This is a genomic window from Nostoc sp. CALU 546 (genome assembly GCF_048836525.1).
In genome coordinates, this window is the sequence record NZ_JAWJTF010000048.1 from 1 (window position 1) to 17,163 (window position 17,163).

5 protein-coding genes are annotated in these 17,163 nt (G+C 40.9%); all 5 read right to left on the reverse strand.

Annotated features, from left to right (window positions below):
* Positions 1-1,353 (reverse strand): type I polyketide synthase (locus tag RRG12_RS22250; RefSeq protein WP_420760738.1); only part of this gene is annotated, 1,353 nt, incomplete at its 3' end.
* Complete coding sequence (locus tag RRG12_RS22255) at positions 1,346-6,001, reverse strand: SDR family NAD(P)-dependent oxidoreductase (protein ID WP_420760739.1); 4,656 nt, start codon at positions 5,999-6,001, stop codon at positions 1,346-1,348. The genes RRG12_RS22250 and RRG12_RS22255, both read right to left, overlap by 8 nt.
* Before the next feature lie 38 nt (positions 6,002-6,039).
* Entirely contained in the window at positions 6,040-7,752 is a 1,713-nt protein-coding gene (panP, locus tag RRG12_RS22260) for a pyridoxal-dependent aspartate 1-decarboxylase PanP (protein WP_420760740.1), read from the reverse strand.
* Between the two features lie 54 nt (positions 7,753-7,806).
* Positions 7,807-11,067 (reverse strand): amino acid adenylation domain-containing protein, encoded by a 3,261-nt coding sequence (locus RRG12_RS22265; protein WP_420760741.1) that lies wholly within the window; start codon positions 11,065-11,067, stop codon positions 7,807-7,809.
* On the reverse strand, positions 11,064-17,150 hold the full coding sequence (locus RRG12_RS22270) for an SDR family NAD(P)-dependent oxidoreductase (protein ID WP_420760742.1): 6,087 nt from the start codon (positions 17,148-17,150) through the stop codon (positions 11,064-11,066). Before RRG12_RS22270 ends, RRG12_RS22265 begins: the two co-directional genes overlap by 4 nt.
* Between the last annotated feature and the right edge of the window lie 13 nt (positions 17,151-17,163).

The following is a 17,163-nucleotide window of genomic DNA, read 5'->3' on the forward strand; positions in this document are numbered from 1 at the left end:
CCCCTGCCCCCCTGCCCCTCTGCCCCCTAGCCTTAAATCCGGGGCTTGTTCTAAAATGACGTGGGCATTTGTACCACCAATGCCAAAAGAACTAACTCCGGCGCGGCGTGGTGTGCCGTTGCTTTGCCAAGGTGATAATTTGGTGTTGACGTAGAAGGGGCTGTTGGCGAAGTCTATTTCTGGGTTGGGTTGTTGGAAGTGTAAGCTGGGTGGTATTTGTTGATTTTTTAGGGCTAGGACTGTTTTAATTAAGCCTGTGACTCCTGCTGCTGTGTTTAAGTGACCTATATTTGTTTTTACTGAGGCGATCGCACAAAAGTTTTTTTGTTTAGTACGGGCTGCAAACGCCTTTTTCAGGGCACTAATTTCAATCGGATCGCCTAAAGCTGTACCTGTTCCATGAGCCTCAATGTAAGTGATAGTTTCCGCAGCAACCCCAGCGATCGCTTGAGCCTCAGCAATCACTTCAGCTTGACCACTCACACTCGGAGCCGTGTATCCTACCTTAGCCGCACCATCGTTATTGATGGCTGAACCCTTAATAACTGCGTGAATGCAGTCACCATCTGTCAAGGCATCTTCTAATCTTTTAAGGACAACAATACCCGCGCCATCCCCAAAAATAGTTCCTTGGGCATTAGCATCAAAGGCGCGACAGTGACCATCAGGAGAAGTGATACTTCCTTCTTGATAAAAATAACCTTGCTTTTGCAGAGATTCTATGGAAATCCCACCTGCCAAAGCCATATCGCACTCATAGTTTAGCAATCCTTGACAGGCTGAATGCACAGCAACTAGCGATGTAGAACAGGCAGTCTGAACATTGATACTCGGCCCTTTCAGATTTAATTTATATGAAACTCTTGTAGCTGCAAAGTCCTGACTATTGCCATATATAACTGCCAAACCCCTTGATTGGATAATATCAGGGTGGGAACTGAGATTACTCAGAAAATAGTTACTCATATTGGTTCCCACATAAACACCGGTTAAGCCTTTGCCTGAACTTGGGTTATAACCAGCATTTTCCAATGCTTCCCAAGCACACTCAAGCAGAATTCGGTGTTGAGGATCGATGATCTCGGCTTCCTTTGGTGAGAAATCAAAGAAAGGTGCGTCAAACATCTCGATATCTGACAGACGAACACCAGCTTTTACATAATTGCGATCGTTCAGCCATGCTGGATCTACGCCTGAAGCCTCTAGTTCTTCATCACTAAAGAATGAAATTGACTCCTTTCCTTGACATAAATTATCCCAAAATTCATCAATGCTTTTAGCTCCAGGAAAACGACCAACCATACCAATTACGGCTATGCCTTTGATGGAATCTTGGATTTGTTGGTTATCCATTTACCTTCCTCCTTTGTTGCATTAATTGTCTTTTTTCTTGCATAGCCGCTTCTTTTCTGCTGGCACGTTGATCGGCTTGTTGAAATGTTGGTTCCTCAACTTGTTTTTTGCCGAGATATTCAGCCAAGGTACTTACGGTTGAATATTCAAATAATTCAGCAACGGACAAATTTTTATTTAAGGATTTCAGAATTTTACTGCGAACTTGAATTATTAAGAGAGAATCTCCTCCTAATTCAAAAAAGTTATCATTCAGTCCAACAGTTCTGATTCCTAGAATCTCTTGCCATATATTAGCAATATTTTGCTCAATTTCATTTCTTGGAGCAACATATAGATTTTCTAAATCAGGTCTGTCATGAAGTAATAAATTTGCTGCTCTTGCTGGTAAAGATTCCAGCTTTAGCCATTGGTCAGTTCTAGCTTTAAGTTCTCCAGTTGAGACAATTATATGATTAAACTGACTACATTTAAAAATTCTTTTAAATGCTTTTATACCTTCTGCTGGCTGAATAGCTAATTCATCTAAACTTACACCTACAGATGTACTTTGTTGATCTTCTTTTTGAAGTTGCCAACCATCCCAACTTATGCTTGTCCATGAAACTGGATGATTTTGATTATGTTTGTGTACAAAAGCGTCCATAAAGATATTTGCTGCTGAGTATGCAACAAATCCTAATCCTCCTAATACAGATGATAAAGAAGATAGTAATAAACAAAAATCAAGCTGTTTGTCTTGTAAAACTTTTTCTAAAACTAAAAGTCCATGTACTTTTGGTTGGAATTGCTGCTCACAATCAATTTTCCGTATCTTTTCAATAGACTCGCCGCCAAGAATACCCGCAGCATGAATCACACCATTTAGATTCCCAAATTGCTGTTGAGCTTGAGCGATCGCATTTTGCATTTGTTCGGGGTTGGTAACATCAGCATTCACTACCAAAACTTCTGCACCCAACTGTTCTAGTTCTTTTACTTTGCGAATTTTGCAGCTAATACTATCAGTGTCGTCGTGAGTAATCAACCATTTTTCCCATTCATCTCGGCTAGGTAAAATCGAACGTCCTGTTAATAGTAGTTTTGCTTGTACAGTTTGAGCTAAATATTCTGCTATAACAAGTCCAATACCTCCGAGTCCACCTGTAATCAGGTAGGCTCCCCTTTGCCTTAATTGTGATTTTCCTAGATTAGTTTCATCAAAGTGTACTGGCTCAAAATGTTGCACCCAGCGATTCAAACCTCGGTAAGCAATCACTTTATCAGAATTAGAAGTAGTTAATTCTGCCAGCAACTTTTCTACAAGTTTTTCTTCTTGCCAACTACCAATATCAGGCAAATTAACATCAATACTACGACAATGAAGATTTGAATATTCTTGAGATATAACTTTAATTGCACCAAGTAAAGTTGCTTTTTCTGGACAAAGCACTTCAGTTCCTGTTACTGCCTGTAAATTGTTAGAAATGACTGTAATTTGAAAATCATCCGTAGTTTCTTGTTTTGACAAAGCTTGGGCAAGAAATAGTAGACTATAAAATCCAGTTAGCTGTGATTTTTCAACTTCTTCAATTTTCAATTCTTTGTCAATGGCAGGTGTGACACTCCATAAATGAACAATGGACTTTGGTAATTGATGTTGGATTAATAGTTCTTTAATTAAAGTATCGTAGTCATAATTATACTGAGGATTAAGAGCATATTCACCTTCACTAATTTTTGTGAACTCTGTTCCAACTTTGACAGTAATAACTTTCTGGTTTTTTTGTTCTAACTGTTTGACTAATTTAGCACCCAAGCCACACTCATCAATAAATACTAAAGTACAAGATTGTTGAGATGTGTATTCAAGCGGTGCTGAGACTAAAGATGGTTTCCAGAAAGGAATATAGAACCAGTCAGAAATATCAGGCTTTTTACCCAGTGAGACTAAACTAGAATAATTATCTGGTTTTTGTTTTTCAGGTTCAATCCAATAACGTTGACGTTCAAAAGGATAAGTAGGCAAAGGCAAACGCCAATGCCGTTGATGAAGATAAAATCCAGACCAATCAATTTCAACACCAAACAACCACAACCGACCTAAAGCTTGCAATAAATAAGCAAAATCAGATTGTTCTTCTTTAACATGGGGTAAACAATTCACCACCAGTTGTTTAGAATCAGATTGTAAATGTTGTTTTGTGAGAGTAGTTAACGTCCGTCCTGGCCCTACCTCCAAGAAAACACCCTCAAATTGCAAAAGTTGCGATATACCATCAGAAAAACGCACAGTCTGCCGCAAATGTTCACCCCAATAGCTGGGATTAGTCGCATTATTATCACTAATCCAAGTTCCAGTCACATTGGAAATAAAGCGAATACTTGGCACATTCAGTTTCACCTTGCTCAAAGCATTGACAAACTCTGGCACAATCGGTTGCATCATTTCACTATGAAAAGCGTGAGATGTGTGCAACATTCGACATTCAATTCCTTGGAGTAATAATTGATTGTGCAGTGCAGTTATAGCTTCACTCTTACCAGAAACCACACAAGAAGACGGGCTATTAACCGCAGCAATTTGCGTATCATCAGTTAAGAGCGATCGCAAATTTTCTACTGGTAATGGAATTGCTAACATACTACCTGTGGGTAACTGTTGCATCAGTCGTCCCCTGGTGGCAACTATAGCCAAAGCATCTTCGAGAGAAAAAACACCCGCAATGGTTGCAGCGACATATTCCCCGATGCTATGCCCAATCATTGCTTCTGGATGTACTCCCCATTCCATCCATAATTGAGCTAGGGCATACTCAATAACAAATAATGCTGGTTGAGTAAGGGCGGTTTGTTGTAGTTGTTGGCTAGCAGTTTCAATTTGTTGTTCTGTAGGGAAAAGTATCTGGCGGATGTCAAGATTTAGGTGTTGCTGAAGAATCTCGGCGCAAGTATCTATATTTTGGCGAAATGTCGGTTCAACTTCGTAGAGTTCCCGCGCCATGTTGACATATTGCGTCCCTTGTCCAGAAAACATGAAGATAACTGGACGGTGACTGGGTTTGTGGTGGTAGGTAAATACACGTTGCGGATTTTGGCTGGTTAATGCTTCCACCGCATCGTTTTGGTTACAACATACTAATATACGTCGATGTTCAAATGCTTGACGACCAACTTGTAGGGTGTAAGCGGCATCTGCAAGGTTAATTTCAGGATGTTCTTGAAGATGCCTGACTAGATTAGCTGTAGCTGTTTCTAAAGCTGTGCTAGTTTTGGCAGAAACTACCAACAATTGATACCTTCTCCCCTGCTCCCCTGCTCCCCTGCCCCTCTGCCCTAAATCCGGGGCTTGCTCTAAAATCACGTGGGTATTTGTACCGCCAATGCCAAAAGAACTAACTCCGGCGCGGCGTGGTGTGCCGTTGCTTTGCCAAGGTGATAATTTGGTGTTGACGTAGAAGGGGCTGTTGGCGAAGTCTATTTCTGGGTTGGGTTGTTCAAAGTGTAAACTGGGTGGTATTTGTTGATTTTTTAGTGCTAGGACTGTTTTAATTAAGCCTGTGACTCCTGCTGCTGTGTTTAAATGACCTATATTCGTTTTTACTGAGGCGATCGCACAAAAGTTTTTTTTGTCAGTACTAGCACGAAAAGCCTGTGTCAAAGCCTTGATTTCAATGGGATCTCCTAATGCAGTGCCAGTACCATGTGTTTCTATATAGGCGATCGTCTCAGGTTCTACTCCTGCTAAAGCAAGGGCTTCTAAAATAACTTCCCTTTGTCCATCGACACTGGGGGCTGTATATCCCACCTTTAAGGAACCATCGTTATTAACAGCTGAACCTTTAATTACTGCGTAAATCAAGTCACCATCGGCAATGGCATCCTCTAATCTTTTCAAAACCACTACACCCAAACCATTACCGCCATTAGTTCCTTGAGCCTTGGCATCAAAAGCCCGGCAATGTCCATCAGGAGAATGGATTCCCCCTGGTTGATATTGATAACCAGACTTTTGCGGCACCATTATAGAAACGCCACCAGCCAAAGCCATATCACTTTCACCATTCAGTAAACTTTGGCAAGCTAAATGAACAGCAACTAAAGATGTGGAGCAAGCAGTCTGAACATTAATACTCGGCCCCTTCAGATTCAATTTATATGAAACTTGTGTGGGTAAAAAATCCTTATCATTTCCAATCAAAATTTGAAAGCTATCTACTGACTCCATCAATTCTCGGTTGGGATATAAGTTGGAAAGTAGATAATTACTGGCAGCGACACCAGCAAAAAGTCCAATTTGACCATCATAGTTTTGGGAGTTATAGCCAGCATTTTCTAGAGCTTCCCAAACACATTCTAAAAAAAGACGATGTTGTGGATCTGTAATTTCAGCTTCCCTGGGAGAAAAACCAAAAAATGAAGCATCAAATAACTCTACATCTTCTAGTACACCACCTGCTTTGACGTAACTGCTTTGGTTTAGCAATGCCGCATCTATTCCAGCCGATACTAGTTCTTCATCTGTGAAAAAAGAAATAGACTCTACACCATCTCGGATATTTCGCCAAAAATCAGCAATATTTTCGGCTCCAGGAAAACGCCCTGACATACCAACGATAGCTATTTCTTCTTGAGCATTTAAGTTATTAATATCGGTTAAAAAGTTCATTACCAAAACCTTATGTAATCTTCTAAATCGTCACTATTCTAAATAAAATTGAATGCATTAATTTTTGCAGCAATTTGAATTTGATCATTTAGCACTGCATCAATATCTTCTTCTTTAGTTAACGGATTAGCAATTACTGCTCGCAGAGCAATAATAGGAATTTCTTTGCCTAAAGTAGTGGCTGATTTTGTAGTCCGCGAGATAAAAGTATTACCAATTTGACGCTGGGTTTTCTGCAAACATTCATTAAAATTATTGATCAGTTGATTGTCAATTTCAGTCAACTGTTTTTTGGCAACTAACTCTCTTAATGGCTCTGGAATATATCTATAGAGAAGCAAGTTAGTATCAGGTTTTGCCAACAACTCAAACTCAGGCATACTACAAATACGATCCGCCATATATTGAGTTTTCCTAATTCCTTCATCAATTAAAAATTCATATCCTTTGAGTCCTAGCAGATTCAGTCCAGCGTGTAAAAATAAAGCCATACCAGGCCGAGATCCTTCTAAAGCACGTTTACCTAAATCAAATGACCCTTTACGCATGGTATAGCTTGCTTGCTTTTCGATGGCTGTTGCTATATAAGGATCGCGCAAAAAAACCATCCCAATACCCATTGGTAGATATAGTTGTTTATGCCCATCAATAGTTACTGAATCAGCTTTTTCGATACCAGCAAGTTTATGACGATGTTGTTCAGAAAAAATGAGTGGCCCACCCCAAGCAGCATCCACATGAAAATGAACATTAGCTGCTTGTGCAATGTCGGCAATCTCAGCCAATGAATCCACTCCGCCTGAGTCTGTAGTACCAGCAATGCCTACAATTGCAATAATTAGCAAGTTTTGGTCACGACACTCTTTAACAGTTTGACGCAACTTCTGGATATTAACTCGATTGTTACTGTCAGTGGGGATTCTAATTAAACTCTGCGTACCAATACCCATTAAATCCGCAGCTTTATCAAAGGAGAAATGCATCAATTCAGAACCAATAATCACTGCTCCTTTGTAGCCATAGAAATCTAGAGCCGCGGCTAAACCTTCTTTTTCTATACCAAGAAAATCATTTTTTGCTGCCAAAGAAGCGTTTCGGGCACACCAAAGTGCCGTGATATTTGCCACGGTTCCACCAGAAACTAAAATTCCTAGGGTACTTAAGTTATGTTGAATATGTTGAGCGTAGAAATTATCAGAAAATTGATAAATTAGTCGATGTAACATTGCTAAAGCTTCGCGTTCACAAAAGCTTAATGCTTTAGCAGTTTCTATCTTGACAGCATTTTGATTCATTGCCGTCATCAATTTTGCCATTGGGCGCACAAAAGAAGGAAGCGCCGAGGTCATGTGACCCATAAATCGTGGCGAGGATGTATGTATTGAATGAGCTACAACATTGTTACCTAAATTTTGGATATAGCTCTCAAAATCAACAGGTTGGACAGGTATTTGACTATCAGAATAATTGTCTAGTAAAGAATCTAAATCGATACGACTATTAGCATCGGTTGTACTTAAAAAATCTTGAGATAAATCATTAACTATTGCATCTATTTGTTCTTCGATATATATTCCTTGGCTTGATGAACTAAACAGTTGCATCACTTGCTTTTCAATATCATCATGTAATTTTTGCTCAGTTTTAACAAAATAATTTTGGTTCGACATTTCTTGTTTGCTTAATGTCATTTTATATCCTTGGATAGGTTTCTTTTTTAGTGCATTGTTGTTGAATAAGTTCGTAGTCACGACTAAAGCCCTGGATTTTTAATCACTAAAGTGTTTACTACAAACCTTGCAAAATTAATGGGACTTGTGCTTTGTCGCTGCTCGATGTTCTTTTCTAGCTTGTTTGCGTTGCTGTACTGAAGCTGTTCGGCTTTCGGGGCGATGAGAATGTTGGGTAAAAGATGGCTGTTCGCTTGACTCTTGAATTAGATATCTAGCTAGGTGACTAATAGTAGGATATTGAAACATTTCAATCATAGAGAAGTCTCGCTGAAATGTTTTTTGCAATTTGCTATGAACTTGAACTAATAACAATGAATGACCACCGAGTTCAAAGAAGTTATCATGGATTCCTAAATTTTCAACTTGGATTACTTCTTGCCAAATCTCAGCAATAGTTTTTTCTACTTCAGTTTGAGGTGGCTGATAAACTGCTTGCAATTCTGGGCGTGTAGTATCTGGTGCTGGTAAAGCCTTGCGATCGCATTTACCATTGGGTGTAAGAGGTAGCGCTTCTAGCAATACAAAAGCTGTTGGCACCATGTAGCTTGGTAACTTGGATTCTAAGAAATTCCGCAACTCTGAAATTGCTAGTGTTTGCTCTGTTTGCGGGACTATGTATGCTACTAAACTTTGAGTATCTGTTGCCACAACTACAGTCTCTCGTACTGTTGGGTATTGGCTAATGAATGCCTCAATTTCTCCAAGTTCGATACGAAAGCCACGAATCTTCACTTGGTAGTCAATTCGACCAATGTACTCAATTTCTCCATTGGGTAAATAGCGTGCCTTATCACCTGTTTTGTACAAACGTGTTCCCGGTTGTTCGCTCAAAGGATTGGGGATAAATTTTTCTGCGGTTAGTTCTGGACGGTTTAAATAACCCCGACCTACGCCTACACCACCAATATATATTTCGCCTGGGACTCCGATAGGTACAGAGTTCAGATTCTCATCCAAAAGATAAATTTGGATATTGGCAATTGGATAACCAATGGGAACCGTCTTTTGAGTAGTAAGACTATTTTGACACTGCCAAAAGGTGACATCTACAGCAGCTTCTGTCGGGCCATACAGATTGTGCAGTTGGGCATTGAGTTGATCGCAAAAGCGTTGTTGTAATTCTACTGGCAAAGCTTCACCACTGACTATTACCCGCAGTAAAGAGTCACAGGTTTCCAAATTTTCAGCTTCGAGAAACACTTGCAGCATCGAAGGTACAAAATGAATTGTGGTTATTTGCTGCTGTGTAATCACATTCACTAAATAATTGGGGTCACGATGTCCTTGTGCTTTTGCTACTACTAACCGCGCACCTGTTATCAATGGCCAGAAGAATTCCCAGACTGAGACATCGAAGCTGAATGGTGTCTTTTGTAAAACTCTATCTGTGGCTGTTAGTTGATATTGCTCTTGCATCCACAGTAGGCGATTGCAAATTCCTCTGTGGGTATTCATCGCTCCTTTGGGTTTGCCTGTGGAACCGGAGGTGTAGATGACGTAAGCTAGGCGATCGCTACTAAGATGGTAATCTGGGTTTTGTTGGCGATGTTGGGCGATAACTTCCCAGTTGGTATCTAAGCAAATTAGTTTGGCTTTGTGAGCTGGGAGATTTTCTACTAGCTGTTGTTGTGTTAATAAGACTGTTGGTTGTGAGTCTTCTAACATATAAGCTAGGCGCTGTTGAGGATAGCTTGGATCTAGGGGGATATATGCGCCACCTGCTTTTAGGATGGCTAATAGTCCGATTACCATCAAAAGCGATCGCTCTACACAAATTCCCACCAGTACTTCTGATTTTACTCCCAATGAACGGAGGTAATGCGCCAATTGGTTAGCTTTGGTGTTTAGTTCGCGGTAGGTTAGTTGCTCATCTGCAAATACTACTGCGATCGCATCGGGTGTTTTCTCAACTTGCGCTTCAAACAATTCATGAATACATGTTTTTTGCGGATATTCTGTTTGCGTGTTATTCCATTGGGCAAACTGTGTATTTTCTGCTGGAGTTAACAGTGGTAATTCTGATAAACGCTGCTGCGGATTGCCTACAATGCCTTCTAGTAAAGTCTCTAAATGATTTAATATTCGGCTAATAGTAGCCCTTTCAAAGTGCCGGGTATCGTATGGAATCAACAGATGCAATGAATCTGCATCAGGCTCTACTACTAAAGTTAGGGGATAGTTCGTCTTTTCAAATGAGCGAGATTCGCTGATCCCCATGCTTTGAGCTAGGTTGCCTTGATTGGAATCTACTAGATAATTATTAAAAACTAAAAGGCTATCAAATAGTGATAAACCACGAGGGATCTCACTCCATTGTTGGATCTGTAATAGTGGGCTGTATTCGTACTGACGCATTTCCACTTCTTGGGCTTGCAGATTTTTCAGCCAAGGCAAAAGAAAAGCATTAGCAGGTACTTCTACTCGGAGTGGCAGCGTGTTGATAAAGAGTCCCACCATAGATTCTGCCTCTAGCAGCGCAGCCGGCCGGCCTGAAGATGTGGCTCCAAAAACTATATCTGACTCACCGCTATAACGGCTTAAAAGTAAAGCCCAAGCTCCTTTAAGTAAAATATTTAAGGTCAACTGATGCTTGCGTGCAAAAGATTTGAGGGCGGTTGTGAAAGAAGCCGATATCTGAATCTGTTGTCGATCATAAGCTTCTTTTTGACTAGAAAAACTAGCTGAAGTTTTACTTACTGCAATTGGTGTCGGTACGGTGAATCCTTTAAGTTTCTGTCGCCAGTAAGCTTCTGCTTTCTGCAAGTCTTGCTGTTGTAACCAAGTAATATATTCTCTGTAAAGACGCGGACGTTCTAGATATAAATCTTTACCTTGGCAGAAGGCTTGATAAAGTTGATAAAATTCGTTCCACAGCCAACTAATAGACCAGCCTTCCATGAGGATGTGGTGAAAACTGAAGACAAATTTATAAGTATCATCAGCTACCTGAATCAATGTCAGGCGGATTAAAGGAGCTTGGGAAAGGTCAAAGCCGCGATCGCTATCTGCTTTTAAGAAAGCTTTTAGCTGCTTTTGTTGCTCTTGTAAGGATAAATTTTGCCAGTCTTGAAATTCCCACGGTAAATCTACTTGCTGATGAACGACTTGATAAGGTTTATCAAGATTTTCCCAATAAAAGGAGGTACGCAAAATCGGGTGACGATCTACAACTCGTTGCCAAGCTTTTTGGAAGGCTGAGATATTAAGTTGAGTTTGCAAGGTGAAACAATTCTGCTCGAAATACACCACCGAACTGGGTGCAGCAAGTTTGTGAAAAAGCATACCCTGCTGCATGGGTGAAAGTTCATAGATATCTTCAATATTATTGTTCATGAAAAATTCCTCCTGCCTGATTGACCAACTTGAGCGAGCAACTTAGTCAAATTTTCTTGATTGATATTTGCTGCCGCAAAATCTGAAGGGGTATAATCTACAGTTTCTAGCGATCGGCAGTGAGCAATTATAGACAAGAGCGCCTTGATAAAATTGTCAGATAATTTTTCTATTGTCTCTAGTCGATGCAGATTCTTGCTGTAGTACCAATTAAGCTGCAACTGACCTTCGGTAATTGTCCCAATTAGATGTAACTTATGAGGACGAGTTGCTTGCAGACTGCGCGTCGTATCAGGTAAATCTTCGGTCAATTGGAACAAGGAATTTTGAGGTAAGCTTTTAGCGATTTGACCAACGTAAAGGAATGCTACCTCTGCTTGGGGAAGTGACCGAATTTTTTCTTGAACTACTACATCTTTATTTAAATAACGCAGTACTCCATAATCAATGCCTTCACCAGAAATACTACGTAGCTGCTCCTTAACCACTTTTAAGGCATCGCCTGGACGATCAACTTTTTCCAAGTCCAAAAGTACCGGATAAGTAGTAGTAATCCAACCTACAGTCCTGGAAATATCAACATTATCTATTCCACTGGTACTGACTTCTCGCCCATTTTCTTCAAGATCAACCAAGAGCAAATTTTCGCCTGTCCATTGGGCAAAAGCTTGGGCAAAAGCAGTAAGCAGAACTTCTTGTGTATTAGTCCGATAAACTGCTGGAACCTCCTGAAGCAGAGCTTGAGTATCTTGGTTACTCAGCGTTACTGTCACAGCTTGTTCTGATGCGACATCGTTGATACTCCCAGAATAGTCTACAGGCAGAGGAGAAACTTGCTTGTGGCGATCGCTCAACCAATAATTTTGAGCTTTCTGTAAATTTGCGGAGTGGGCGTATTCCTCTAACCGCAAAGCCCATTGTTTATAAGAGGTTGTCTTTGGTGGCAGAGCAATCGCTTTACCTTGACGGATTTGTTGATAAGCCGTTTGCAGATCCTCTAATAAGATTCGCCAAGAACCGGGATCTACTCCCAAGTGATGGCTAGCAATAAACAAGCGGTTTGATTTATTTGCACCCAAGTTGAAAAGCGCCATCCGCACAATCGGCCCTGTTGACAGGTTCAGGCTAGCTTGTAGTTGAGCAGCCGTTGTCTCCAATGCCAGTTGTTGAGCATCTGATGCCAATGCCGATAAATCTATGTGTGTAAATGGTACTTCTTCCAGGCTAGCGTTCACTGCTTGCCAACCACATTCTGAGAATTTGAACCGCAAGCGAAGGGCATCATGATGTAATAGTAATTGCTGCCACGCTTGTTTTAACATCGCTGGCTCGATCACTTCTGCGGCCTCTAACAAAATTGATTGGTTCCAGTGGTGTGGTTCTGATATATTCCGTTCAAAGAACCTATGCTGAATCGGTGTCAGCGGTAGTGAACCAGTTACTAAACCTTGTTCAGCCTGAACTACTTGGGTTGTGCTTACCACCTCTGCTAATTTAGCGATCGTTTGATGTTCAAATAATTGCTGAGGAGTTAACCGCAAGCCGACTTTAGCAGCTCTGGCACTGACTTGAATGCCAAGTACAGAGTCGCCCCCCAACTCAAAAAAGCTATCGTGAATGCCTACTTGCCCAATACCAAGGAGTTCTTGCCAAATATTGGCGATCGCTTGCTCAACTTCACTTTGAGGGGCAACATAAACGTTATCTAGATTTGGTCTTAAATAAGATGAAGCGGAACTAGTTTTGGGTGCAAGTTGAGAATCTTGACTAAATTCAAGTTGAATCCATCTTTTGATGCTAGCTTCCAAGTCTACTGTTGATGCGACTATCTGTGTAAATTTACTTATAGATAAAGCCCGTTTAAAAACCTCTAGTCCTTCTTGCCGCGTCATCATTGAGTCCGCACCTTTAGGCGCAGTCAATATTTCAGATGATTCTTGAGTAATCCAATCGCCATAATTGATGCTCAACCAAGGAACTAGACTTGTTTGATTGTGTTTGTGTATAAAAGCATCCGTAAATATGTGTGCTGCTGGATAGGCAGCCATACCCATTACTCCCAAAACAGATGCTAATGACGATATGACTACGCAAAAATCAAGCTGTTTTCCTTGTAATATCTTTTCTAAGACAAACAATCCGTAGCCTGTGGAGCGTAATTGATTTTCACACTCAGTTTTACTAATCTGTTGAACAGTGTTGTAAACTCTCACAGTTGCAGCATGAATGACACCATGAATTTCACCAAAGCGGTTTGATGCTTGAGCCATGACTGCTTGCATTTGTTCGAGATTGCCAACATCGGCGTGACAAATTAAAACTGATGCACCCAATGCTTCTAATGCCTGTATTTTTTGAATTTTGCGACTGATGCGATCGCTTTGATCATGAGTTGCCAGCCATTGATACCACTCTGGTTTTGCGGGTAAACTCGAACGACCTGTAAGAATCAGCTTAACACGGGTTGTTTGGGCGAGATATTCTGCTAGCACCAAACCAACATCTCCCAAACCACCAACGATTAAATATACTCCCCCTTCTCTGATGGGAATTGTTTCTTGATCTGGTTCTTCAAGTCGTATTGGTTCAAAAGTTTGCACCCAGCGATGTTTACCACGGTAAGCAACTATATTTTCGGTTGCCGTTTGAGTAAGTTCTGTTACAAGTTGGTCTATGAGTTGATTTTCTGGGGATGTTTCTGGTTCAGGAATGACTACATCAATGTGACGACAAGTGATATTGGGATACTCTTGGGGAATTACTTTACAAATTCCGATGACAGTTGCCTGTTCAGGACACAACTCTTCATCGCCATTTACCTCCTGCACATTGTTGGTTGCTACCAGAATTTGGACATCTGTAATTTCTTGTTTGCCCAATGCCTGGGCTAAGAAAAGTAAACTATAAAAACCATTATTTTGACATTCTTCAAAGAACTGATGCTTTGATTCTCCTTGTGGTTTGGGAGTCAAACTCCAAAAATGAAATATTGCATTTGGTTTTAAATTCCATAGTTCCTTCAGCAAGGCATCATAGTCACAGCTAGCTTGGGGATTAATTGCATAAGAGCATTCGCCTAACTTGGTAAACTGCTCTCCAACCCTCACAGTAATCACATTATGCCCTTCTAATTCCAACTGTTTGGCAACTTGTGAACCAATACCAATAGGATCAATAAAGACCAAGCAAGATAATTTTTGTGCTGATTTTGATGATATGTCCAAAGAGCGTTTCCAAGAAGGGATGTAAAACCAGTCAGCAATATTGGGTTTTTTCTTATGTAATGTTGCTGGTGATAGCTTTGCTAAAGCAGCTTCCGGGTTAGCATCAATCCAGTAACGCTGACGTTCAAAAGGATACGTCGGTAAGGGAATGCGATTGCATTGTTCATGAACATAAAAACCAGACCAATCTATTTTTACCCCTGCCAGCCACAGGCGGCTGAATGTGTTCATTAAGAAGGCGACATCTGATTGTTGCTCATAAGAATGCCGCAGGGAAGGCAGCATTACTGATTTGGCTTTATCGTTACTTTCTAGACATTGCGATGCGAAACTAATTAATGCTTGACCAGAGCCAACTTCCAATAAAATGGGATGATCTTTTTGCCATAATTGTTGGACTCCATCAGCAAAGCGTACTGCTTGACAGAGATGCTGCACCCAATAACTGGGATCTGTTGCTTGATCTGCTGTAATCCAAGTTCCTGTGACGTTAGATAAATAGGGAATTTTCGGGGGTTTGAGGCTGAATGTGTTCACTAAATCGTGAAAACTTGGTGCGATCGCCTCCATCATTACAGAATGGAAAGCATGGGAAGTTTGTAACCGCTTACCAACTAAACCCTGTTCACTCAACTGTTGTTCCAAGCCTTCAATAGCATCTGTGTAACCTGCAACTACACACAACGATGATCCGTTAATTGCAGACATGGATATTTTATCATTTAAGAGGGGCTGAATTTCTGACTCTGAGAGAGCGATCGCTAGCATTGCCCCACTTGGCAACTCTTGAATCATTTGCGCTCTTTTCGCTACCAGAGTTAAAGCGTCTTCTAGAGATAAAACCTCGGCTAGAGTTGCTGCTACATATTCACCAATGCTGTAGCCAATCATTGCCGCCGGACGAATTCCCCACGATATCCACAACTGAGCTAAAGCGTATTCGATGACGAAAATAGCTGGTTGAGTGAGAAAAGTTTGATTCAGCTTTTGAGTGGCAACATCTGCCACTTCCGTCCCCCGACCTAACATTTTTCGCAAATCAAACCCAGCAGAGAGAGTATTTTGTTTATTTCCATTCTCGCTGTTTCTACTGGGATACAAGACATCTCGCAAATCTAGACCGAGGTGGGGTTTGAGAAGTTCGCAGCATTGATCAACACAGGCGCGAAATGTTGGCTCAGTTTGGTAAAGTTCAAGAGCCATATCAACATAGTGAGTTCCTAGCCCAGAAAACATGAAGCCCACAGGGCGTTCTTGAGTTTTTTGAGTATTGGTAAAAACTCGCTTTGGTTCTTGAAGTGCATTGACAGCATCTTGAATATCTCGGCAGACAACTGCACGCCGATAATCAAAATTTCTACGCCCAATCTGCAATGTGTAAGCTACATCAGCAAGGTTTAAATCGGGATGTTCTCGCAAATAATTAGCAAGATTTGTTGTAGCTGTTTCCAACGCCGATTCCGTTTTGGCAGAAAGAACTAATAGATGATATTTTCTCCCCTGCTCCCCTGCTCCCCTGCTCCCCTGCTCCCCTAAACCCGGCGCTTCTTCAAGAACCACATGGACATTAGTTCCCCCTAAACCAAATGAACTAACTCCTGCACGCCGGGGAATACCATTTGTTTCCCACTCAGAAAGTTGGGTGTTGACGTAGAAAGGACTATTGGTAAAGTCAATTTCAGGATTTGGCAGCTCAAAGTGTAAGCTTGGTGGTATCTGTTTGTGCTTGAGTGCCAGAACGGTTTTAATTAATCCCGTCACACCAGCGGCAGTGTCCAAATGCCCGATATTGGTTTTGACTGAACCAATGGCGCAAAAACCTTTTTTCTGAGTACTTGAGCGAAAAGCTTGTGTCAGGGCAGCAATTTCTATCGGATCTCCTAAGACTGTTCCAGTACCGTGAGCCTCAACATAAGTGATGGTTTCCGCTTCTACTTCGGCGACTATTTGGGCTGTTCTAATTGCCTTTGCTTGGGTATCGATGCGGGGTGCTGTGTAGCTGACTTTAAATGAACCATCATTATTGATTGCTGATCCTTTGATTACAGCATGAATAGTGTCGCGATCGCTAATAGCCTCTTCTAATCGTTTCAACACTACAATACCTACACCCTCGCCGCCTACAGATCCTTTGGCTTTGGCATCAAAGGCACGGCAATGTCCATCAGGAGAAGCGATTCCTCCTTCTGTGTACATATATCCGGCTTTTCTTTCCGCACTGATAGCAACGCCACCAGCTAAAGCAATATCACATTCACCATTCAGCAAACTTTGGCAAGCCAAATGAACAGCAACTAATGAAGTTGAACAGGCAGTTTGTACAGCATAACTAGGCCCCTCTAAGTTAAGTTTGTAAGAAACGCGGGTGGTTAAAAAATCTTTATTACCTGCAATCACAAGTTGCTGAGAATCAACTGAGTTGATGATATTTTGATTTAAATAAATATTCAGTAAATAGGTGTTTAAACTAGAGCCAGCATAAACTCCGACAGCACCTTTATAAGTTTGTGAATCATATCCAGCATTTTCTAAAGCTGACCAAGCACACTCAAGAAAAATTCGGTGTTGTGGATCGGTAATTTCTGCTTCTCTAGGATTAAAGCCAAAGAATGAAGCATCAAATAATTCTGCATCTTCTAATATAGCCTGCGCTTTGACATAGTTAGGGTCATTTAATATAGATAAATTTATTCCTGCGGATAAGAGTTCTTCATCAGTGAAAAAAGAAATTGATTCTCTGCCATTTTGGAGATTATCCCAAAATTCATCAATATTTTTAGCTCCGGGAAATCGCCCTGATAAACCGATAATTGCTATTTCTGAGCCATTTAGAGAAGTTGAGTCTGTCGGAATACTCATAATTTTGCTTTCT

Coding starts and splice junctions, on each gene's coding strand:
- RRG12_RS22255 (WP_420760739.1), bottom strand. CDS start 6,001: ATGAACTTTTTAACCGATATTAATAACTTAAATGCTCAAGAAGAAATA.
- RRG12_RS22270 (WP_420760742.1), bottom strand. CDS start 17,150: ATGAGTATTCCGACAGACTCAACTTCTCTAAATGGCTCAGAAATAGCA.
- RRG12_RS22265 (WP_420760741.1), bottom strand. CDS start 11,067: ATGAACAATAATATTGAAGATATCTATGAACTTTCACCCATGCAGCAG.